18 protein-coding genes are annotated in these 22,098 nt (G+C 73.0%); 14 read left to right on the forward strand and 4 right to left on the reverse strand.

The features are described 5' to 3' along the window. Positions 1 to 149 precede the first annotated feature (149 nt). Positions 150 to 767, forward strand: a complete 618-nt coding sequence (locus RCG67_RS15095; RefSeq protein WP_368827441.1) for a hypothetical protein — start codon at positions 150 to 152, stop codon at positions 765 to 767. A 162-nt stretch (positions 768 to 929) separates the two neighbouring features. On the opposite strand, the gene RCG67_RS15100 is transcribed toward RCG67_RS15095, so the two are convergent. After that, positions 930 to 2,297 carry a M1 family metallopeptidase gene (locus RCG67_RS15100; RefSeq protein ID WP_368827442.1) on the reverse strand — a complete coding sequence of 456 codons (1,368 nt, stop codon included), beginning with the start codon at positions 2,295 to 2,297 and terminating at the stop codon, positions 930 to 932. Further along, positions 2,294 to 3,262 (reverse strand): quinone oxidoreductase family protein, encoded by a 969-nt coding sequence (locus tag RCG67_RS15105; protein ID WP_368827443.1) that lies wholly within the window; start codon positions 3,260 to 3,262, stop codon positions 2,294 to 2,296. The genes RCG67_RS15100 and RCG67_RS15105 overlap by 4 nt, the downstream gene beginning before the upstream one ends. Positions 3,263 to 3,608: 346 nt before the next feature. Here RCG67_RS15105 and argC point away from each other — a divergent pair, with 346 nt between their 5' ends. Genes argC through RCG67_RS15135 form a run of 6 tightly spaced genes read left to right on the forward strand, consistent with a single transcriptional unit; the run spans position 3,609 to position 9,638 of the window. Beyond that, a complete protein-coding gene (gene argC, locus RCG67_RS15110; RefSeq protein WP_368827444.1) occupies positions 3,609 to 4,658 on the forward strand; it encodes an N-acetyl-gamma-glutamyl-phosphate reductase in 1,050 nt (349 codons plus the stop codon). Next, on the forward strand, positions 4,655 to 5,869 hold the full coding sequence (argJ, locus tag RCG67_RS15115) for a bifunctional glutamate N-acetyltransferase/amino-acid acetyltransferase ArgJ (RefSeq protein ID WP_368827445.1): 1,215 nt from the start codon (positions 4,655 to 4,657) through the stop codon (positions 5,867 to 5,869). The genes argC and argJ overlap by 4 nt, the downstream gene beginning before the upstream one ends. 46 nt (positions 5,870 to 5,915) lie before the next feature. Continuing rightward, positions 5,916 to 6,845: an acetylglutamate kinase gene (gene argB, locus RCG67_RS15120; protein WP_058873535.1), complete on the forward strand. Its 930-nt coding sequence runs from the start codon at positions 5,916 to 5,918 to the stop codon at positions 6,843 to 6,845. Then, positions 6,842 to 8,170, forward strand: a complete 1,329-nt coding sequence (locus RCG67_RS15125) for an acetylornithine transaminase (RefSeq protein WP_368827447.1) — start codon at positions 6,842 to 6,844, stop codon at positions 8,168 to 8,170. Before argB ends, RCG67_RS15125 begins: the two co-directional genes overlap by 4 nt. A gap of 8 nt (positions 8,171 to 8,178) precedes the next feature. After that, on the forward strand, positions 8,179 to 9,147 hold the full coding sequence (gene argF / locus RCG67_RS15130) for an ornithine carbamoyltransferase (protein WP_368827448.1): 969 nt from the start codon (positions 8,179 to 8,181) through the stop codon (positions 9,145 to 9,147). Continuing rightward, entirely contained in the window at positions 9,144 to 9,638 is a 495-nt protein-coding gene (locus RCG67_RS15135; protein WP_058873538.1) for an arginine repressor, read from the forward strand. Before argF ends, RCG67_RS15135 begins: the two co-directional genes overlap by 4 nt. A 34-nt stretch (positions 9,639 to 9,672) precedes the next feature. On the opposite strand, the gene RCG67_RS15140 is transcribed toward RCG67_RS15135, so the two are convergent. After that, a complete protein-coding gene (locus RCG67_RS15140; RefSeq protein WP_368827451.1) occupies positions 9,673 to 10,107 on the reverse strand; it encodes an ankyrin repeat domain-containing protein in 435 nt (144 codons plus the stop codon). A 182-nt stretch (positions 10,108 to 10,289) separates the two neighbouring features. On the opposite strand from RCG67_RS15140, the gene RCG67_RS15145 reads away from it, so the two are divergent. Continuing rightward, on the forward strand, positions 10,290 to 11,810 hold the full coding sequence (locus RCG67_RS15145) for a long-chain-fatty-acid--CoA ligase (RefSeq protein ID WP_368827452.1): 1,521 nt from the start codon (positions 10,290 to 10,292) through the stop codon (positions 11,808 to 11,810). A 118-nt stretch (positions 11,811 to 11,928) separates the two neighbouring features. Here RCG67_RS15145 and RCG67_RS15150 read toward each other — a convergent pair whose 3' ends face one another. Next, the gene (locus tag RCG67_RS15150; RefSeq protein WP_368827453.1) at positions 11,929 to 13,602 is read right to left on the reverse strand and encodes a catalase; all 1,674 of its coding nucleotides are present in this window, start codon (positions 13,600 to 13,602) and stop codon (positions 11,929 to 11,931) included. A 274-nt stretch (positions 13,603 to 13,876) separates the two neighbouring features. On the opposite strand from RCG67_RS15150, the gene RCG67_RS15155 reads away from it, so the two are divergent. The 6 genes from RCG67_RS15155 (at position 13,877) to tyrS (ending at position 21,704) form a co-directional block, all read left to right on the forward strand. Then, positions 13,877 to 15,088 (forward strand): argininosuccinate synthase, encoded by a 1,212-nt coding sequence (locus tag RCG67_RS15155; RefSeq protein WP_058873541.1) that lies wholly within the window; start codon positions 13,877 to 13,879, stop codon positions 15,086 to 15,088. Between the two features lie 157 nt (positions 15,089 to 15,245). After that, positions 15,246 to 16,694, forward strand: coding sequence for an argininosuccinate lyase (argH, locus tag RCG67_RS15160; protein ID WP_368827454.1), 1,449 nt, complete (start codon positions 15,246 to 15,248; stop codon positions 16,692 to 16,694). Then, positions 16,691 to 17,386 carry a DNA-3-methyladenine glycosylase gene (locus RCG67_RS15165; protein ID WP_368827456.1) on the forward strand — a complete coding sequence of 232 codons (696 nt, stop codon included), beginning with the start codon at positions 16,691 to 16,693 and terminating at the stop codon, positions 17,384 to 17,386. Before argH ends, RCG67_RS15165 begins: the two co-directional genes overlap by 4 nt. A gap of 26 nt (positions 17,387 to 17,412) precedes the next feature. After that, the gene (locus RCG67_RS15170; RefSeq protein ID WP_231738302.1) at positions 17,413 to 17,949 is read left to right on the forward strand and encodes an adenine phosphoribosyltransferase; all 537 of its coding nucleotides are present in this window, start codon (positions 17,413 to 17,415) and stop codon (positions 17,947 to 17,949) included. Between the two features lie 118 nt (positions 17,950 to 18,067). Further along, on the forward strand, positions 18,068 to 20,326 hold the full coding sequence (locus RCG67_RS15175; protein WP_368827457.1) for a HelD family protein: 2,259 nt from the start codon (positions 18,068 to 18,070) through the stop codon (positions 20,324 to 20,326). A 67-nt stretch (positions 20,327 to 20,393) separates the two neighbouring features. Beyond that, positions 20,394 to 21,704 carry a tyrosine--tRNA ligase gene (gene tyrS, locus RCG67_RS15180; protein ID WP_368827458.1) on the forward strand — a complete coding sequence of 437 codons (1,311 nt, stop codon included), beginning with the start codon at positions 20,394 to 20,396 and terminating at the stop codon, positions 21,702 to 21,704. Positions 21,705 to 22,098 lie beyond the last annotated feature (394 nt).

Genomic DNA, 22,098 nt, shown 5'->3' on the forward strand with positions numbered 1-22,098 from the left:
GCCGTGGGGCCGCGCGCCGCCCGGGGACGCTGCCGGTAACAAACGCGAACGGCGTCCGGGCGCGGCGGGGGAACTTCGGTACTGTGGCACCGGGTCCCCGACCGCCGCCGCGGCCGCCCCCTTCCCCGACCCCGTTCCAGGAGCTCAGCATGACCGAGGAGACCACCGACCGGCAGGAGGCGTTCTTCGCCTTCGACGACGACGACGAGCAGGAGCGCGGACGCGCGCGCCGGTCGATCGCCTGGAAGCCGACGGCCGTGGGGCTGCTCGGTCTCCTGCTCGGGCTGGTCCTGGCGGTGGGCGCCGCGCTCACCTGGGACGACTCCCGGAAGCTGGCCGGCTACGCGGACCGCTCGTGGGTGATCTCGGGGCAGTACCAGGACCTCACCAACGACCTGCGGACCAAGACCTGGAACCCGGTCTACCGCGGGGTGCTGCCCGCGGACGAGGCGGTCACCGAGCAGCCCTTCGACTCGGGCCTCGCCGACCCGCGCGTCCCGGAGGCGGGCGAGGAGATCGTCTTCCGCGGCACGCAGACGGGCTCCGGCGAGGACGACTTCCACCAGGAGGCCGACGCCCTGCTCGCCGTGGAGGACGGCACGCTCCAGGTGGTCGAGACCGCCGAGGCCGGCGAGTTCGGGGACGGGATCACCGCGGGCACTATCGCCTGGCAGCGCGTGCAGGCCGCCCTGCTGCTGCTCGCCGGACTCGGCGCGGCCGCCGGCGGCGTGTGGTTCGCCCGCCGGCTCTACCGCCGGGAGCGCTGAGGACCGCCCGAGCCGTGCACCGGCCCCCGCAGGACGCTGTGCGTCCGGCGGGGGCCTTTCCCGTCCGGGCCCCGCAGCGGGCCCGCGGACGCCGGAGCAGGGCCCACGGCTCCGGAGCGGGGCCCGGAGAACCGGCTCGGAGCCGGGGGCCCCGGCGCCGGGTCAGGGCAGGGCGGGCAGCTCCCGCCGGAGCAGCCACGCGTCGAGCAGCCCGTCGACCTCCGTCCACCGGTGCTGGGGCACGAAGCCGCGCAGGTGCTCCCGGAAGCCCGCCGTGCTCACCCACCCGTCCCGGTTGGCGGTGGCCCAGCCGTGCAGCAGGGCGCGGAAGGCGTCCTCGCCCACGGTCTCCCGGATCGCGTGGACGGTGAGGGCGCCCCGGACGTACACCACGTCGTCGAAGAGGCGCACCTGACCCGGGTCGCCGATGACGAGGTCCTGGCGCATCTTCGACAGCGTGCGGTGCGCCTTCTCCGCGTGCCAGCGGGCCGGCCGGCCGCCCGAGGCCTCTGACCAGATCCACTCCGCGTAGGACGCGAACCCCTCGTTGAGCCAGATGTCCTGCCACGAGGACAGGACCAGGCTGTTGCCGAACCACTGGTGGGCGAGCTCGTGGGCCACGAGCCGCTGCTCCTCCCAGTCCGTGCCGAGCTGGTTCTTCCCGAACACGGAGCACGCGTAGCACTCGAACGGGTCCTCGAGGGACTCGTCGACGACCACCACGGTGTAGCTCGGGAAGGGGTAGGGGCCGAACCAGTCGCCGAACACCTCGATCATCCGGCCCTGCTCCGCGAACGTCTTCTCCGCCTTCTTGCGCCGCTTCTTCGAGCACACGAGGTGCTGCGGGACGCGGGAGCCCGTGAGCTCCCGCCGCTCGTACGGACCGATCTGCACGGTCGCCAGGTACGGCGGCAGCGGCACCCGGGAGGTGTAGACCCAGTGGCGCTCGCCGTCGCGCTCCACCACGGACTCCAGCTCGCCGTGGACCACCACCTCGTAGTCGGCGTCGGCGTGCACGGCGACCCGGTAGGTGGCCTTGTGGGAGGGGTGGTCGACGCACGGGAACCAGGTGGAGGACCCGGTGGGCTGGCCCGCGACGAGCACGCCGTCGTCGAGCTCGGCCCAGCCGATCTCGCCCCAGGGTCCGTCCAGGGACTCGGGATAGCCCTCGTAGGCCACGGTGAGCGTGAACGACTCCCCGGCGGGGACCGTGCGCGGCAGGCTCAGCACGAGGCGGCTGCCGCGGTGGTCCGCGCGGACCCTGCGGCCGCCGAGCAGCCCCCCGAGCCCGCCGGTGCCGAACCGGACGTCGGTCACGGCGAGCTCCGTGAGGTCCAGCTCGATCCGGTCCGTGTCCTGCAGGGCCCGGCAGGTCAGGGTCGCCCGCGCCTCGAGGCCGTTGTCCTCGACGTCGTAGTCGAGGTCGAGGTCGTAGTGCTCCACGGTGGCCGTGCAGCACCCGACGAACGGGGTGTACGGGTCCCGCGCGCCGTCCGCGCCGAGGAAGCGGTGCGTCTGTGCCGTGCTCACGGGACCAGCAGCAGCTTGCCCTGGGCGGCACGGGACTGGAGCAGCTCGTGCGCCTGCCGTGCTCGCTCGAGCGGGAACGTCTCGGCGACCCGGATGGTCAGGGACCCGTCGAGCACCGCGTCGAAGAGCTCGCCCGCCCGCCAGTTCCGCTCCTTCTCGTCGAGCAGGTAGTGGTTGAGCGAGGGGCGGGTGATGTACAGGGACCCGTGCTGGGCGAGCCGCTGCGGGTCGAACGGGGGGACCTGGCCGGAGGAGCCGCCGAAGAGCACGAGCATCCCGCGCGTGCGAAGCGCCCGCAGGGACTCGTCGAAGGTGTCCTTGCCCACCGAGTCGTAGACGACGTCGGCGCCGCGGCCGCCGGTGACCGCACGGACGTGCTCGGCGAAGCCCTCGTAGCCGACCAGGGCGAAGTCGGCGCCCAGCGAGCGCGCGGTCTCCGCCTTGTCCTGGGAGCCCACCAGGGCGATCACCGTGGCCCCGAGCGACTTCAGCAGCTGCACCGCGAGGCCTCCGACCCCGCCCGCGCCCGCGGTGACCACGGCGACGTCGCCCTCCTGGACCGGATACGTCGAGCGGACCAGGTAGTGCGCGGTGAGCCCCTGCAGCGGGACGGCCGCGGCGACCTCGTCGGAGACGCCGGTGGGCACGCGCAGGGCCTTGTCGGCGTCCACCACGAAGGCGTCGGCGTAGGTGCGGGACGCCTGGGAGGTGGTGATCCGGTCGCCGAGGGCGAAGTGCTCCACCCCGGAGCCCACGCCCGCCACCACGCCCATGCCCTCGGAGCCGGGCGTGAAGGGGTGCTCCACGGGGTAGACGCCCTCGCGCTGGTACACCTCGATGAAGTTCACCCCCGCCGCACGGGTCTCGACGAGCAGCTGGCCGGGGCCCGGTTCGAGGTCCGGGCGCTCGCCGAGGGTCAGGACCTCGGGGCCTCCGGCTCGCTCGACCATGACGGAACGGACCATGACGGGTACCTCCTGGGGATCGCGGACGGGAACTCCTGCCATGGTAGGCGGGAAGCCCGGCCGCGCTCTGCCTGCGGGGACCCCCGAGGGGTAGCGTGAGCACAAGAGGGGGCACGGGAATGCCCCCGTAATCATCGAGATTTGCACACGGGAAGCGTAGATTCGGGGGCACAGCCGTTCCGGGGGGGATGCGACGACGGCCGTGGCCGGGACGAGCGGCTGAGACGACAGGGGGGTTCCGACGCGCCCCGCCGAGGGGCACCCGCGCCTCCGCGCCGTCGATCCGCTCCCCGTAGCGTGCATAATTATTGAAGACCATGCATAACTTTGAGCTAGAGTGGGTCCTATGACGTTCAGCGCAGCAGTTTCGGGGGCCTCCGGCTACGCCGGTGGTGAGGTTCTGCGGATCCTCGCCGGTCACCCGCAGATCGAGATCGGGGCCGTGGGGGCCCATTCCAACGCGGGCCAGCGGCTGGGGGAGCTGCAGCCGCACCTGCACTCCCTCTCCGACCGGGTGCTCGTGGACACCACGGTGGAGAACCTCGCCGACCACGACGTCGTCTTCCTCGCCCTGCCGCACGGCGCGTCCGCCGCGATCGCCGCGCAGCTGCCGCCGGAGACCGTGGTCATCGACGCCGGCGCCGACCACCGGCTCGACTCCGCCGAGGAGTGGGACCAGTTCTACGGCTCCCCGCACGCCGGGACGTGGCCGTACGGGCTGCCCGAGCTCGTCGTGGACACCGAGGGCACCCGCCAGCGCGAGCAGCTCCGCGGCGCCACGCGCATCGCGGTGCCGGGGTGCTACCCGACCAGCGCGCTGCTGGCCCTGGGCCCCGGCTTCGCGGCCGGGCTCCTGGAGCCCGAGGACGTCGTGATCGTCGCGGCGTCGGGCACGTCCGGGGCCGGCAAGGCCGTCAAGGCGCACCTGCTGGGCTCGGAGGTCATGGGCTCGATGAGCCCGTACGGGGTGGGCGGCGCGCACCGGCACACCCCCGAGATCGAGCAGGGCCTCGCCAAGGCCGCGGGGTGCCGCGTGCGGGTCTCCTTCACCCCGACGCTGGCCCCCATGCCCCGGGGCATCCTCACGACCGCCACCGCGCGCGTCGCGGAGGGCGTGAGCGCCGCGCAGCTGCGGGAGGCCTGGGAGTCCGCCTACGTGGCCGAGCAGTTCGTCACGGTCCTGCCCGAGGGCCGGTGGCCGGCGACGAAGTCGGTGGCCGGCTCCAACCACGCCCAGCTCCAGCTCGCCCTCGACGCCCGGGCGGGCCGCGTCATCGTCACCTGCGTCATCGACAACCTCGTCAAGGGCACCGCGGGCGGTGCCGTCCAGTCCATGAACCTCGCCCTCGGCCTGCCCGAGGACACCGGCCTGAACCTCCAAGGAGTCGCACCGTGAGAACGTACCCGTCCCAGCAGCCGGCCGGCACCCTGCAGGTCGACACCACCCGCGGTGTGGCCGCCGCCCAGGGCTTCCGCGCGGCCGGCACCACGGCGGGCTTCAAGGACTCCGGCGGGCCCGACCTCGCCCTCGTCGTCAACGACGGGCCCCAGCACCACGTGGGGGCCGTGTACACGACCAACCGGATCGCCGCCGCGCCCATCCAGTGGTCCAAGGCCGCCACCGCGGACGGCCGGGCCGCCGCCGTGGTCCTCAACTCCGGCGGGGCCAACGCCTGCACCGGACCGCAGGGCTTCCAGGCCTCCCACCGGACCGCGGAGCTCGTCGGCGAGGCGCTCGGCGTCGGGGCCGGCGACGTCGTGGTGTGCTCCACCGGGCTCATCGGCGTCCAGCTGCCCATGGACGTCATGGAGCGCGGCCTGCCCGGGGCCGTGGCGGCGCTCGGGGACGACGACGACGCCGGGGCCGCCGCCGCCCGGGCCATCATGACCACCGACTCCGTCTCCAAACAGGCCGCCTACGTCCGCGACGGGTGGACGGTCGGCGGCATGGCCAAGGGCGCGGGCATGCTCGCCCCCGGCCTCGCCACGATGCTCGTGGTGCTCACGACCGACGCCGAGCTCTCCTCGGACGCCCTGCAGTGGGCGCTCGAGGACGCGGTGAAGGTCACGTTCAACCGCACCGACTCCGACGGCTGCATGTCGACCAACGACACCGTGGTCCTGCTCGGCTCGGGCGCCTCCGGGATCACCCCGGACGAGTTCGAGTTCAGCCAGGCCGTCACGGCCGTGTGCCACTCGCTGGCCCAGCAGCTCATCACGGACGCCGAGGGGGCGTCCCACGACATCGAGATCACCACGGTCAACGCCGCGACCGAGCGGCAGGCGGAGGACGTGAGCCGCTCCGTGGCCCGCTCCAACCTGTTCAAGGCCGCGATCTTCGGCAACGACCCCAACTGGGGCCGCGTGCTGTCCGCCGTCGGCACCACCGACGCCGCGTTCGACCCGGACCGGCTCGACGTCACGATCAACGGGGTCATGGTCTGCCGCAACGGCATGATCGGGGACCCCCGCGAGGGCGTGGACCTGGCGGCCGGGCGCAAGGTGACCGTCCTGGTCGACCTCAAGGCCGGGGACGCCGACGCCACCGTCTGGACCAACGACCTCACCCACGACTACGTCGAGGAGAACAGCGCCTACTCCAGCTGACCGGCCCACCGACCGGGACAGCACCGACCCACGGCGCAGGAGAACCATGACCGACCCCAGTGACCCGACCCGCTACGAGACCGCCCAGCTGAAGGCGGGCACCCTGATGGAGGCCCTGCCCTGGATCCAGCGCTACGCCGGGTCCGTGATGGTCTTCAAGTACGGCGGCAACGCCATGGTGTCCGAGCCGCTGCGGCAGGCCTTCGCCGAGGACATGGTGTTCCTGCGCCACGTCGGGATCAAGCCGGTCGTGGTGCACGGCGGCGGGCCCCAGATCAACCGGATGCTGGAGCGGCTGGGCATCGAGTCCGAGTTCCGCGGCGGGCTGCGGGTCACGTCCCGGGAGGCCGTGGACGCCATCCGCATGGTGCTCACCGGGCAGGTCCAGCGGGAGCTCGTCTCCCTGCTCAACGCCACCGGCCCGTACGCCGTCGGGCTCTCGGGGGAGGACGCCGAGCTGTTCCGCGCCGTCCGCCGGGGCACCGTCGTGGACGGCGAGGAGGTGGACCTCGGCCACGTGGGCGAGGTCGTCGGCGTCAACCCCGAGCCCGTGACCCAGCTGCTCGACGCGGGGCGGATTCCCGTGATCTCCTCCGTGGCGCCCGAGGTCGACGCCCGCGGCCGCCCCACGGGGGAGATCCTCAACGTCAACGCGGACACCGCCGCCGCCGCCGTGGCCGTGGCCCTGCGCGCCGAGAAGTTCGTGGCCCTCACCGACGTCGAGGGGCTCTACGCGGACTGGCCGGACAAGGACTCGCTCATCGCGTCGCTCTCCGCCTCCGAGCTGCGCGCGATGCTCCCCAGCCTGCAGGCCGGGATGATCCCCAAGATGGAGGCGGCCCTGCGGGCCGTGGAGGGCGGGGCGCGCCGGGCGTCCATCGTGGACGGGCGCAGCCCGCACACGTGCCTGCTCGAGATCTTCACCGACACCGGCATCGGAACCCAGCTCGTCCCCGACCACGGAGCATCGTCATGACCGCCCAGCACACCGCCGGCCAGCACACCGCGTCCCGGTACTCCGCCCAGACCGCCCTGCTCGGCGAGTACGCCGACTCGCTGCTCGGCGTCTTCGGCAGCCCCTCGCTCGTGCTCACCCACGGCAGGGGCGCCGTGGTCACCGACGCCGACGGCCGGGACTACCTCGACCTGCTCGCCGGCATCGCCGTCAACGCCCTCGGCCACGCCCACCCGCGCTGGGTGGAGATCGTCTCCCGCCAGCTGGCGACCCTGGGCCACGTCTCCAACTTCTTCACCTCCCCCCAGCAGATCGCGCTCGCCGGGAAGCTGCTGTCCCTGGCCGGCGCGCCCGCGGGCTCCCACGTCTTCTTCGCGAACTCCGGGGCGGAGGCCAACGAGGCCGCGTTCAAGCTGGCCCGCCGCCACGGCCACGAGCACCCCGGCCCGGACGGCCGGCCCCGCGGCACCGTCCTGGCCCTCGAGTCCGCCTTCCACGGCCGCACCATGGGCGCCCTCGCCCTGACCGCCAAGGAGGCCTACCGCGCGCCCTTCGAGCCCCTGCCGGGCGGGGTGCAGCACATCCCCGCGACCGTCGAGGCCCTCGAGGAGCACCTCGACGGGACCGTCGCCGCGCTGATCGTGGAGCCCGTCCAGGGCGAGGCCGGCGTGCGCGAGCTGCCCGAGGGCTACCTCCGGCGGGCGCGGGAGCTCACCCGCCGGCACGGCGCGCTGCTCGTCGTGGACGAGGTGCAGACCGGGATGGGCCGCACCGGCCGCTGGTTCGCCTCCTCCGCGGAGCTCACCGGCGGCGACCTGCCGGACGCGATCACCCTGGCCAAGGGCCTGGGCGGCGGCTTCCCGATCGGCGCGATGCTCACCGTCGGTGCCGAGGTCTCCGCACTGCTCGGCGCGGGCCAGCACGGCACGACGTTCGGCGGCAACCCGCCGGCCACCGCCGCGGGCCTCGCGACCGTGACGGTGATCGAGGAGGACGGCCTGCTCGAGCACGCCCGCACCGTGGGCGCCGTGCTCGGCGAGGGCCTGCGGGCGGTGCCCGGGATCGGGGACGTGCGCCAGCGCGGGCTGCTGATCGGCGCCGACCTCGAGGTCCCCGCGGGGGCCACCGCGCCCTTCGGCCCCGCCGTGGTCGACGCCGCCCGGGACGCCGGGTTCATCGTCAACGCGACCGGCCCCGGGACCCTGCGCCTGGCCCCGCCCCTGGTCCTGACCGAGGAGCAGGCCCGCACCTTCCTCGACGCGCTCCCCGCGATCCTCAGCACCGCCACCGCCGCTGTCACGGCCCCCGCCGCGGCCTCGGCCGAGACCCCGCCGAAAGAAGCATGAACCCGTCCATGACCCCCCGCCACTTCCTCGTCGACACCGATCTCTCCCAGCAGGAGCAGGCCGAGGTGCTCGAGCTCGCCCTCCGCCTCAAGGCCGACCGCTGGGCCCACCGGCCCTACGCCGGTCCGCAGACCGTGGCCGTGGTCTTCGACAAGACCTCGACCCGCACCCGGACCTCCTTCTCAGCCGGGATCGCGGACCTCGGCGGCAACCCCCTGATGATCAACCCGGGGGAGTCCCAGCTGGGCAAGGAGAGCGTGGCGGACACCGCGCGCGTCTTCTCCCGCATGGTCTCGACCATCGTGTGGCGCACCTACGCGCAGTCCGGGCTGGAGGAGATGGCCGCGGCCTCGACCGTGCCCGTCGTCAACGGGCTCTCCGACGCCTACCACCCGTGCCAGATCCTGGCGGACCTGCTCACGGTCCGGGAGCACCGGGGACGCCTGGCCGGGCTGACCTTCGCCTACCTCGGGGACGCCGCCAACAACATGGCCCACTCCTATCTGCTGGGCGGGGCCACCGCCGGCATGCACGTGCGCGTCGCCGGCCCGGCGAGCCACCACCCGGACCCGGCCGTGGTGCGGGCCGCCGAGGAGCGCGCCGCACGGACCGGCGGGTCCGTGCGGGTCACCGCGGACCCGGCCGAGGCCCTCGCCGGGGCGGACGTGGTCTGCACCGACACCTGGGTGTCCATGGGGCAGGAGGCGGAGACCGAGGCCCGGGCGAAGATCTTCCGCGCGTACTCCGTGGACGCCCCGGCGATGGCCCGGGCCGCGCCCGGCGCGCTGTTCCTGCACTGCCTGCCCGCGTTCCGCGGCGCCGAGGTCGCGGCCGAGGTCATCGACGGCCCGCAGTCCGTCGTGTGGGACGAGGCGGAGAACCGGCTGCACGCCCAGAAGGCGCTCCTCGTGTGGCTCATGGCCCGGTCCGGGCGGTACGACCTGGACGCCGCCGGCACGCCCGCCGTCCCGGCATGAGCATCCCCGCGACCAAGACCGCGCGGCAGGCCCGGATCGTGGCCCTCGTGACGGGCGGGGCGATCCACTCGCAGGCCGAGCTCGCCGCCCGGCTGGCCGAGGACGGCGTGCAGGTCACCCAGGCCACGCTCTCCCGCGACCTCGTGGAACTGGGGGCCGTCCGGGTCCGGGACGGCTCCGGCTCCCTCGTCTACGCCGTCCCGCAGGCCGGGGCCGACCGCTCGCCCGCCTCGGGGATCACCCAGGAGGTGCTGGACGCGCGCCTGGCCAGCCTGTGCCGCGAGCTGCTGGTGACCGCCGAGGCGAGCGCGAACCTCGTGGTGCTGCGCACCCCGCCGGGGGCCGCCCAGTACTTCGCGTCCGCCATCGACACGTCCGTGCTGCCCGCCGTCCTCGGCACCATCGCCGGCGACGACACGATCGTGGTGGTGTGCCGGGACGCCGACGGCGGTCCCGCCGTGGCCCGCCGCTTCCTGGAGCTCGCGGAGTGAGTCCGGGCCGCCGGCGCGGGGACGCCCGGCGGGCTCAGCGGTCCGCGTGCTCCTGCAGGACGGGGACGAGCTCCGTGCGCTCGAAGACGCGGGCGAAGTCCAGGGCGGAGTGGGCGCCGGCCGTCTGGGAGGCCCCGGCCCCGAGCAGCGTCCGGACGATCGTCTCGTTGCCCCGGAAGACCGCGCTCATCAGCGCCGTCTGACCGTTGTCGTTGACCCGGTCCGGGTCCGCCCCGGCCTCGAGCAGCGCCGCGACGGTCTCCTCGTGCTGGTGGTAGGCGGCGAGGATCAGCAGGGTGTCGCCCTTGCCGTTGGTGAGGTCGGCCGGGACGCCCGCGCGCACGGCCGGCAGCAGGTTCTCGGTGTCCCCGGTCCGGGCCATCTCGAACAGGGAGAGCACGTAGGCCATCTCCTCGTCGGTCAGCTGGGGGGCCGCCCCGTCCTGGGGCTGCTGGGAGTTCTCGGTCACGGGTGGTCCTTCGCGGTCGGTCGTACGGGGTTCCTGCCGCCCAGTTTATCGAAGGCGGGGCCCGCGACACGCGCCGCCCCGGGAATACCCGGGTCTTGACGTTGCAGTAACCGGCTGGCACGCTCGTGTGACACAGCTCACCACGCGCCGGTGCCCGCGCACCGGGGATCCGGAGTTCCTCCATGACGAATCTCGCCACCCTGCTCACCGACACGGCCGCGGCCTCCCCGGACTCCCGGGCCGTGGTCCTCGACGACCGGGTCCTGACCTACGGGGCCCTCGACGACCTGTCCGCGCGGGTCGCGTCGATGCTCGCCGCCAGGGGCATCGGGGCGGGGGGCCGGGTGGCCATGATCCTGCCCAACGTCCCGCACATGCCGATCGCCTACTACGGGATCCTGCGCGCGGGCGGCGTCGTCGTGCCCCTCAACCCTCTCCTCAGCCCCCGGGAGCTCGCGTACCACTTCACGGACGCCGAGGTGTCCCTGGTGCTGGTCTGGGAGGCCATGGCCGAGGCCACCCGGGCCGCGGTCGCCGACCTCGACCGCGAGGTCCCCGTGGTCGAGGTCTCGGCCGCCGGGACCCTGCAGGCCCTCGCGGACGTGCCACCGCGTCCCGGGGTCGCCGAGCGCGACGACGACGAGCCGGCCGTCCTGCTCTACACCTCCGGCACCACGGGCCGGCCCAAGGGCGCCGTCCTGACGCACCACAACCTGCGGACCAACGCGGAGCTGTCCGCGAGCCTCTTCGACCTGGGCCCCGGGGACGTCATGTTCGGGGCCCTGCCGTTCTTCCACGTGTTCGGCCAGACCGTGGCGCTCAACGGCGTGGTCCAGGCCGGGGCCGCCGTCACGCTCCTGCCGCGCTTCGACCCGGCCCGCGCGCTGGAGATCCTGGCGCGGGACGAGGTCACGGTCTTCGCCGGGGTGCCGAGCATGTACGTGGCGCTGCTCTCCGCGGCCGGCGAGGGGCCGGTCGAGCTGCCCCGCCTGCGGGCCGGGGTCTCGGGCGGGTCCCCGCTGCCGGTCGAGGTCCTGGAGCGCTTCGAGAAGGTGTTCGGGGCGCCGATCTACGAGGGGTACGGCCTGTCCGAGACCTCCCCGGTGGTGTGCTTCAACCAGCAGGCGCACGGGCGCAGGGCGGGGTCGATCGGCACCGTGGTGCGCGGGGCGCAGCTCAAGGTGGTGGACGACCTCGGCGAGGAGGTCCCCGTGGGCGAGATCGGCGAGCTCGTCGTGGCCGGGGAGTACGTGATGGCCGGCTACTGGCGCAACCCCGAGGCCACCGAGGCCGCGATCCGCGACGGCTGGTTCTCCACGGGGGACCTCGCCCGGGTGGACGAGGACGGCTTCTACTACATCGTGGACCGCAAGAAGGACATGGTCCTGCGCGGCGGCTACAACGTGTACCCGCGCGAGGTGGAGGAGGTCATCTACCAGTTCCCGGGCGTCGCCGAGGCCGCGGTCGTCGGGGTCCCGGACGAGGCGATGGGCGAGGAGGTCGCCGCCGTCGTCGCCTTCCGGGACGTGCCCGAGGAGGAGCGGGGCGCGACGGTGGACGCGCTGGACGCCTTCGTCCGCGAGCGCGTGGCCAAGTACAAGCACCCGCGCTACTACAAGGTGGTCGACGAGCTGCCGAAGGGCCCGACCGGCAAGATCCTCAAGCGCTCCCTCGACCTCGAGGGCGCCGGGCGCCGCGGCTGAGCCCGCCTCCCGGACGCACGGAAGGGGCCGGCCGCTGGACAGCGGCCGGCCCCTTCCGTGCGCGGGTCCACCGGGACCCCGGGGGAGGCGCCCCGCGCGGGGCGCCTCCGGCACGGGATCAGTTGGACATCATCGCGGGGCTCCGCTGGGGCTCCCGCTCCACGACGACGCGCTCGTTGGGCACGCAGTGGGTCATGGTGAGGCCCTCCACGCTGCGCGGTCCGTTGTTGCCCAGGTTGGCCACGCGCTGCTGCTCCTCCTCGGTCAGGCGCTGGGTCGGCAGCGGGCCCAGGTCCTTGACGTCCTCGAGGGAGACGCCGATGCCGTCGCCCACGCGGCGGCCCATCTCGTCCTCGATCATGTAGAAGTGCCAGACCATGCGCTCCTGGATCGGGCGGTCGCACTGGGACAGGGCGCCGACCAGGTTGTCGATGAGCTCCTCCTTCTCCCAGTCCTCCTGGAGCTGGAAGCGCTCGCCGGCCTGCTTGTAGTCGTTGGTCCGCTCGATCTGGGCGCGGGTCAGGCGCGCGTCGATCCGCGGGCCGACCTCGGGCTGGTAGCCCTCGGGCTTCGGGGTCTCCTGCACGCCGCCGGTGATGGACGGCTCGTAGTTCACGTGCGGGTTCTGGCCGGGGGCCACGTCCACGCCGTAGGCCATCTGGCCGTCGCGCTGGTTGGTGGCCACCGGGGCCTTCGGCGCGTTGACCGGCAGCTGCAGGTAGTTCGGGCCCACGCGGTAGCGCTGGGTGTCCGAGTAGGAGAAGGTGCGGCCCACGAGCATCTTGTCGTCGGAGAAGTCCAGGCCGTCCACCAGCACGCCGGTGCCGAAGGCGATCTGCTCGTTCTCCGCGAAGAAGTTCTGCGGGTTGCGGTCGAGGACCATGCGCCCGACCGGCTTCGGCGGGAAGAGCTCCTCCGGCCAGACCTTCGTGTCGTCCAGCGGGTCGAAGTCCAGCTCCGGGTGGTCGTGGTCCTCCATGATCTGCACCTGCAGCTCCCACTCGGGGTAGTCGCCGGCCTCGATCGCGTCGTAGAGGTCCTTGGTGTGCGAGCCGAGCGTCTCGGCCTGGATGTTCGCCGCGTCCTCGGAGGTCAGCGACTTCACGCCCTGCTTCGGGATCCAGTGGTACTTCACCAGCACGGACTCGCCGGCGGCGTTGACCCACTTGTAGGTGTTCACGCCGAAGCCCTGCTGGTGGCGGTAGTCCGCCGGGATCCCGCGCGGGGAGAAGAGGATCGTGACCATGTGCATGGCCTCGGGCGACTGGCTCCAGAAGTCGAACGCGCGGTTGGCGACGCCGGCCTCGAAGTTCACGGGGTCCGGCTTCTGGGAGTGGATGAAGTCCGGGAACTTGATGGCGTCACGGATGAAGAAGACGCCGAGGTTGTTGCCGACGAGGTCCCAGTTGCCGTCCTCGGTGTAGAACTTCACGGCGAAGCCGCGGGGGTCGCGGGCGACCTCCGAGGAGTCCCGGCCGCCGGCCACGGTGGAGAAGCGCACGGCGGTCTCGGTGCGCTTGCCGGCCTCCTGGAAGAGCTTCGCGCGGGTGTACTTGGCGATGGGCTCGTCGCCGAGCTTGCCGTAGGCCTCGAAGTAGCCGAAGGCCGTGGTGCCGCGGGCGTGGACCACGCGCTCGGGGATGCGCTCGCGGTCGAAGTGGCTCATCTTCTCGAGGAACGCGTAGTTCTCGAGGGTCGCGGGACCGCGCGAGCCGACGGTGCGGGTGTTCTGGTTGTCGTGGACCGGGTGGCCCTGGCGCGTGGTCAGGGTCTGGTCGGGAACGTTCGTCATGGGGTTCCTCTCGGGGTAGGGACCGGATGTTCGGGCCGGCCGGGGCACGAGTGCTCCGGCCCGCCCGGGTGTGCTCATCGGTGAGGACGACACCTGCCGACCAGTATGTCGGAAGCGCCGGGCTATTGCTAGCGATTCATAATTGAGGAGTGGCGCGCCGGTGCGGGCGGGGGGCGGCCCGCGCGGTATGCATAAATACAAGCTGACGTGTATAGTCATGCACAGAAGGCGGGGCCACGTCGTGGCGCCCGGACCACCGACGAAGGAGAACACCGTGACCGAGCGCGTTGTGCTGGCCTACTCCGGAGGCCTCGACACCTCCGTGGCCATCGGCTGGATCGGCGAGGCGACAGGGGCCGAGGTCATCGCCGTGGCCGTCGACGTCGGGCAGGGCGGGGAGGACCTCGAGACCATCCGCCGGCGGGCGCTGGACTGCGGCGCCGTCGAGGCCTACGTGGCCGACGCCCGCGACGAGTTCGCCGCGGAGTACTGCATGCCGGCGCTGCAGGCGAACGCCCTGTACATGGACGCCTACCCCGTGGTCTCCGCGCTGTCCCGCCCGGTGATCGTCAAGCACCTCGTGGCCGCCGCCAAGCGCTTCGGCGCCTCCACCGTGGCCCACGGCTGCACGGGCAAGGGCAACGACCAGGTCCGCTTCGAGGTGGGCATCCAGACGCTGGGCCCGGAGCTCAAGTGCATCGCCCCGGTCCGCGACCTCGCCCTGACCCGCGACAAGGCGATCAACTACGCCGAGAAGCACCACCTGCCCATCGCCACGACCAAGAAGAACCCCTTCTCGATCGACCAGAACGTGTGGGGCCGCGCGGTGGAGACCGGGTTCCTCGAGGACATCTGGAACGCCCCCACCAAGGACGTCTACGACTACACGGACGACCCCACGTTCCCGCCGCCGGCCGACGAGGTCGTGATCAGCTTCCGGGGCGGCATCCCGGTGGCGCTCGACGGCCAGCCCGTCACGCCGCTGGAGGCGATCCAGGAGATGAACCGGCGCGCCGGGGCCCAGGGCGTGGGCCGGATCGACATCGTGGAGGACCGGCTCGTGGGCATCAAGTCCCGGGAGGTCTACGAGGCCCCCGGCGCCATGGCCCTCATCGCCGCGCACCGGGAGCTGGAGAACGTGACGGTCGAGCGCGAGCAGGCCCGCTTCAAGCGGATCGCCACCCAGCGCTGGACCGAGCTCGTCTACGACGGCCAGTGGTTCTCCCCGCTCAAGCAGTCCCTCGACGCGTTCATCCAGGACACCCAGAAGTATGTGGACGGCGACATCCGGATGACCCTGCACGCCGGCCAGGCCACGGTCACCGGCCGCCGCTCGAACACCTCGCTGTACGACTTCAACCTCGCCACCTACGACGAGGGCGACGCCTTCGACCAGTCCCAGGCGCGCGGGTTCATCGAGCTGTTCGGCATGTCCTCGAAGGTCGCGGCGTCCCGCGAGCAGCGCCTCGCGGCCGAGGGCAAGTAGGTCAGGAGCACGTAGGCTCGTGCCGAGCAGGAACGGGCACGACGACGGAGGGCCCCATCCCGGCGGGGGGGCCCTCCGCGCACGCCGGAGCACCGGGCCCGGCCCGGACGGCCGGGCACCGCCGGGACCGACCGGCCAGAACGCAACGAGGAGAGACATGGCGCAGCAGGACAAGCACGGGACCAACGAGGGCGCGCTCTGGGGCGGGCGCTTCGCCGGGGGGCCGGCCGACGCCCTCGCGGCGCTCAGCAGGTCGACGGACTTCGACTGGCGGCTGGCCCCCTACGACATCGCGGGCTCCCGCGCCCACGCCCGGGTCCTGCACACCGCGGGCCTGCTCAGCGGCGAGGAGCTCGAGGGCATGCTCGCCGCCCTGGACCGGCTCGAGGCCGACGTCCGCTCCGGGGCCTACACCCCCGCCCCCTCGGACGAGGACGTGCACGGCTCCCTCGAGAAGGGCCTGATCGAGCGGGCCGGCCCCGAGCTCGGCGGCAAGCTGCGCGCCGGGCGCTCCCGCAACGACCAGATCGCCACGCTCGGGCGGATGTACCTGCGCGACCACGCCGCGATCATCGCCCGCAACGTCCTCGACGTGGTGCAGGCCCTCCTGGACCAGGCCAAGGCCCACCCGGAGGCCCCGATGCCCGGGCGCACCCACCTCCAGCACGCCCAGCCCGTGCTGCTGTCCCACCACCTGCTCGCCCACGCCTGGGCGATGCTCCGCGACGTCCAGCGCCTGATCGACTGGGACGCCCGCGCCGCGGTCTCCCCGTACGGCTCCGGGGCGCTCGCCGGGTCCTCGCTCGGGCTGGACCCGGGCGCCGTCGCCGCCGAGCTGGGCTTCGACTCCGCCGTGCACAACTCCATCGACGGCACGGCGGCCCGGGACGTCTACGCCGAGTTCTCCTGGGTCACCGCGATGATCGCCGTGGACATGTCCCGGATCTCCGAGGAGATCACCACGTGGGCCACCAAGGAGTTCTCCTTCGTCACCCTCGACGACGCCTTCTCGACCGGGTCCTCGATCATGCCGCAGAAGAAGAACCCGGACATCGCCGAGCTCGCCCGCGGCAAGGCCGGCCGGCTGATCGGGGACCTCACGGGCCTGCTGGCCACGCTCAAGGGCCTGCCCCTGGCCTACAACCGGGACCTGCAGGAGGACAAGGAGCCCGTCTTCGACGCGATCGACCAGCTCGAGGTCCTGCTGCCCGCCGTGGCCGGGATGATCGGGACGCTGGCGTTCAACACCGGGCGCATGGCCGAGCTCGCCCCGCAGGGCTTCGCCCTCGCCACGGACGTCGCCGAGTGGCTCGTGCGCCAGGGAGTGCCCTTCCGGGACGCCCACGAGATCGCCGGGGACGCGGTGCGGGTGTGCGAGCAGCGCGGCATCGAGCTGTGGGACCTCTCCGACGAGGACTTCGCCGCCATCTCCGCCCGGCTCACCCCGGGGGTGCGCGAGGTGCTCACCGTCGAGGGCTCGCTGGCCTCGCGCAGCGCGCAGGGCGGGACGGCGCCCTCGGCCGTGGCCGCCCAGATCGGCGAGCTCGAGCGCCAGGTGGCCGAGGCGGCGGCCTTCTCGCAGCGGGCCCCGATCGTCGCCGGATGAACCGGCACGGGTCCGGTGCCGGGCCGGGCGCGGAGCCGGAGCTGCTCGAGCTTCTGTCCCGGCCGGCTCCCGAGGTGGCCCCGCGGCTGCTCGGCGGACTGTTCGGCCACCGGACCGGCGAGGGCGCCGTGGTCCTGCGGATCACGGAGATCGAGGCCTACGGCGGCCCGGACGGCTCCGACCTGCCGGACCCCGGGGCGCACACGTGGCGCGGGCGGACCGCGCGCAACGCCACGATGTTCGGTGCGCCCGGGCACGTCTACGTCTACTTCACGTACGGGATGCACCACGCGGTGAACCTGGTCTGTCGCCCCGAGGGCACCGCCGGAGGATGCCTGGTCCGGGCCGGCGAGGTGGTCGCGGGCGCGGACCTGGCCCGCGCCCGCCGCGCGGTGGGCCGGTCCGGCCCCGTGCCCGACGCCGCACTGGCCCGGGGACCGGGAAACCTCGCCAAGGCCCTGGGCATCGACCTGAGCCACGACGGAGCCCCGCTGACCGCGGCCGAGGACGTCGCGGCGCCGGGCTTCTTCCTGCGCCTGCCCCGCCCGGGGACCGGCGCCTCCGCCGGCCACGGCCCGCGCACCGGGGTGTCCGGCCCCGGCGGGACCGCGGAGTTTCCCTGGCGGTGGTGGCTCCCCGGCGAGCCCTCCGTCTCCCCGTACCGCCGCGCGGTCCCGCGCCGACGCCGCTGACCGGGCCCGGGGCCCCGACGGATAGCATGAGCGGCGTGACTGAATCCGTTGAGCAGATGATCGAGCGCCTGTGCGTGAAGATCCCCGACTACCCGGAACCGGGGGTCCTCTTCCGCGACCTGACGCCCCTGTTCGCGGACGGCGCCGGCTTCCGGCGGACCGTCGACGCCCTGGCCGACGCCTTCCGCGGCCAGTTCGACTACGTGGCCGGCATCGAGGCCCGCGGCTTCCTCATGGCCGGGGCCGTGGCCTACGCGACGGGTGTGGGCCTCATCCCGGTGCGCAAGGCCGGGAAGCTGCCGCGGGAGACGTTCCGGGAGGAGTACGTCCTGGAGTACGGGTCGGCGGTGCTGGAGATCCACACCGACGACGTCCCCCGCGGCGCCCGCGTGCTCGTGCTCGACGACATCCTCGCGACCGGCGGCACCCTCGGGGCTACGGCACAGCTGCTGCACCGGGCGGGGCTGCACGTCGCCGGCTTCGGGCTGATCATGGAGCTCACCGACCTCCGGGGGCGCAGCCAGCTCGGCGGGCACCGCGTCCGGGCCCTGTACCGGGTCTGACCAGGGACGTCGCCACGCGGCGAAGCCCTGTTACGCGCCGGTCGGCGCCGTCGCCGTGCGAACGCCCGCGGACCGCTAGACTCGATGGTCTGTTCGATCCGGAACGAGGTGTCCCCCCATGGCAGAGACCGTCGCCACGATGGCGGCCGAGCAACTTGCTGTCGAGCGCGCGTACGTCGCGATGCTCTACGACCGGCTCGACGAGCTGCGGGCCGAGAAGACCGCGGAGCTCGCGGCCGTGCGCCGCAGCGAGTCGTCCGGCAACCACCAGAACCGCGCGGAGCGGGACGCGTTCGCGTCCCACTACGAGGACCGCCTCGCGCAGCTCGAGGCCGTGGACTACCGGCTGGTCTTCGGCCGCCTGGACGGCCAGGACGGCGAGCGCCGGTACGTCGGGCGGATCGGCCTGGCCACCGCGGACCACCAGCGGCTCATGGTGGACTGGCGCGCCCGCGAGGCGGCCGCCTTCTACCAGGCCACCGCGCAGAGCCCCATGGGCGTCCGGCGGCGCCGCCACCTGATCCTCGAGGGCCGCGACGTCGCCGCCCTCGAGGACGACGTCCTCGACCCCGACATGCTCGACGACGAGGGCGTGCTCCACGGAGAGGGCGCCCTGCTCGCGGCGCTGAACCAGAAGCGCACCGGGCGGATGTCGGACATCGTCGCGACGATCCAGGCGGAGCAGGACAGGATCATCCGCGCCCCGCTGCCCGGCGTCCGCGTGGTGCAGGGCGGGCCCGGCACCGGCAAGACCGCCGTGGCGCTGCACCGGGCGGCGTACCTGCTCTACGAGCACCGGGAGCGGCTGCGCAAGGCGGGAGTGCTGATCGTCGGTCCGTCGTCGTCGTTCATGTGGTACATCGAGCGGGTGCTGCCGGCGCTCGGGGAGACCGGCGTCGTGATGTCCTCCCTGTCCGAACTGTTCCCCGGCGTGGCCGCCGTCCCGGAGCGGGATCCCCTCGCCGCCCGGCTCAAGGCGGGCCTCGACATGGCCGACGTCGTGGCGCGCGCCGTGCGGGACCGGCAGAAGGTCCCCGCGCAGGACCAGGTCCTGCGCGTCGACACGCACCGCGTGACGCTGACCCCCCGCATGGTCAAGCGCGCCCGGGACAAGGCCCGCGCCACCGGCAAGCCGCACAACGAGGCGCGCAACACCTTCGTGAAGATCGCGCTGCGGGAGCTCACCGAGCAGCTCGGCGAGCACCTGAACACCACCAGCGGCAACGTCATGGACCGCTCCTACCTCGCGGAGGACATCCGGCAGGCCCGGGACGTGCGGATCGCGCTGAACCTCGCGTGGATGCCGATGTCGCCCCAGACCCTGGTCGGCCAGCTCTTCAGCAAGCGGCACTACCTCGAGTCCGCCGCCCCGCACCTGGACGCCGCGCAGGTCGAGGCGCTGCTGCGACCGGCCGGCGCCCCCTTCACCGTCGCGGACGTGCCGCTGCTGGACGAGGCCGCCGAGCTGCTCGGCGACCTCGACGAGGCCGGGGTGCGCCGGCGGGCCGAGGCGGACCGGGAGCACCGCAAGGCCACGGACAACGCCGAGCACGCGCTGCAGAACATGCACCAGAGCCTCGAGGACGTCGGCGCGGACGGCATCGTGACCGCGGCCCAGCTGACCGACTTCAACGCGGTGAGCCAGCACCGGATGACGGCCGCCGAGGCCGCGACCGCGGACCGCACGTGGGCCTACGGGCACGTCGTCGTCGACGAGGCGCAGGAGCTGACGCCCATGCAGTGGCGCGTGCTCATGCGCCGGTGCCCCATGAAGTCCTTCACCGTGGTCGGCGACATCGCCCAGGCGGGCTCGGCCACCGCCGCCCGCAGCTGGCGGGACGCCCTCGAGCCCTTCGTGGGGGAGCGGTTCGTCCTCGACGAGCTCACGGTCAACTACCGCACGCCCGCCGCCATCGCGGAGGCCGCGGTCGACGTCGCCCGGGCCGCCGGCCTGGACATCTCCGCCCCGCGGGCCGTCCGTGAGGGCGCGGCGCCGATCGTGCAGCGCGTCGGCGCCGCGGACGTGGTCGAGGGCGTGCTCGAGCAGGTGCGCACCGAGCTCGAGCTCGTCAACGGGGGGCTCGTGGCCGTGATCGTGCCCGAGGACCGGGTGCAGGAGATCGGCACCGCGCTCGCCGGAGCCCTGCCCGGGCTCGTGGGCGCCGGGGTCCGCCGGCTGGACCGGCAGGTGGTGGTCCTCTCCGCGTGGGACGCCAAGGGGCTCGAGTTCGACTCCGTGGTGGTCGTCGAGCCGCAGGCCCTCGTCGAGGAGGTCGGCGGCGGCGTGGGCAACCTCTACGTGGCCATGACCCGGCCCACCCAGCGGCTGCGCGTCGTCGCGGCCCGCCCGCTGCCCGCCGGCCTCGACCGGTTCTGAGCCCCGGGGGCCGGGGCCGCCAGGACGCGGAGGAGTTCCTCCTCCGCGTCCTGGTACCTTGGAAGCCGTGTCGAACGCAATAGACCTGGACCTCCAGCACAACGATCCGTCCTTCGCCAACGTCTGGCAGGAGCTGCAGTGGCGCGGCCTCGTGCACGTGTCGACCGACGAGGCGGCCCTCGAGCGGGCGCTGTCGGAGGAGACGGTCACCTATTACTGCGGGTTCGACCCCACCGCGGCCTCCCTGCACCTCGGGCACCTGGTGCAGCTGCTGCTCATGCGCCGGCTCCAGCTCGCCGGGCACCACCCCATCGGCCTGGTCGGCGGCTCGACCGGCCTGATCGGCGATCCCCGGCAGAGCTCCGAGCGCATCCTGAACTCCAAGGAGACCGTGGCGCAGTGGGTCGACCTGCTGCGCGCCCAGGTCGAGCGGTTCCTCTCCTTCGAGGGCGGGAACCGGGCGGTGATGGTCAACAACCTGGACTGGACCTCCCAGCTCTCCGCGATCGACTTCCTGCGGGACATCGGCAAGCACTTCCGGGTCGGCACGATGATCAAGAAGGACATCGTGGCCAAGCGGCTGCACTCGGACGAGGGCATCTCCTACACCGAGTTCAGCTACCAGATCCTGCAGGGCCTGGACTACCTGAACCTCTACCGCGAGCACGGGTGCACGCTGCAGACCGGGGGGTCCGACCAGTGGGGGAACCTGACCTCCGGGACCGAGCTGATCCGGAAGGTCGAGGGCACCTCCGTGCACGCGGTGGGCACCCCGCTGATCACCAACTCCGACGGCACGAAGTTCGGCAAATCCGAGGGCAACGCCGTGTGGCTGGACCCGGAGCTGACCTCGCCGTACGCCTTCTACCAGTTCTGGCTCAACACCGCCGACGCGGACGTGGTCGACCGGCTCAAGGTCTTCACCTTCCTCACCCGCGAGCGGATCGAGGAGCTCGCCCGGGCGGTGGCGGAGGAGCCCTACAAGCGGGCGGCCCAGAAGACCCTCGCCTGGGAGGTCAACTCGCTGGTGCACGGAGTGGAGGCCACCGAGAAGGCGATCGCGGCCTCGGCCGCCGTCTTCGGCCGCGGCGAGCTGACCGAGCTCGACGCCGAGACCCTGGGTTCGGTGACCCGCGAGCTGCCCGGGGCCAGTGTGGAGCCGGGCCGGCTCCAGGTCGCCGACCTGCTGGTGGCGACCGGGCTGTCGGAGTCCAGGTCCGCCGCCCGCCGGACCCTCAAGGAGGGCGGGGCCTACGTCAACAACGAGAAGGTCGTCGGCGAGGACGCCGAGCTCGGCCCCGACCAGCTCCTGCACGGCCGGTGGGCGCTGCTGCGCCGCGGCAAGAAGCACCTCGCGGCCGTCACCGTGGAGGCCTGAGCCGCGGGTCGACGCGCGCTGCACCCCTGTCCGGGAGCCGAGCTTGCAGGCCCCTGGGCGGGGGTGTAGTGTTCATCGAGTCGTCAGGCAGGGCCGAGAGGCCGGCGGACGACGAGACCGCAAAGAGCAGCAGGACCCACGGGTGCTGCCTAGTTCATGCGGAAGCGACCGTTCGGAACGGTCCGGACCCGGGACAACGCAAGTTGACACGGCGAGAACGGACTGCGTAGGATGGTTGAGCTGCCTGAGGCGGGGAACAGAGGTTCCGACGCGGAGGGCACCGAAAATTCCAACACGGTTTCCGGGTGTGGTGCCTGGTTGCTGGTCTGTTGTTTGAGAACTCAATAGTGTGCCATGTTTGTTGATACCGAATGTTTTTTCGGTTGATGGGTTG

It is taken from the genome of Kocuria cellulosilytica (assembly GCF_040981245.1).
GTDB classification, from domain to species: domain Bacteria; phylum Actinomycetota; class Actinomycetes; order Actinomycetales; family Micrococcaceae; genus Kocuria; species Kocuria cellulosilytica.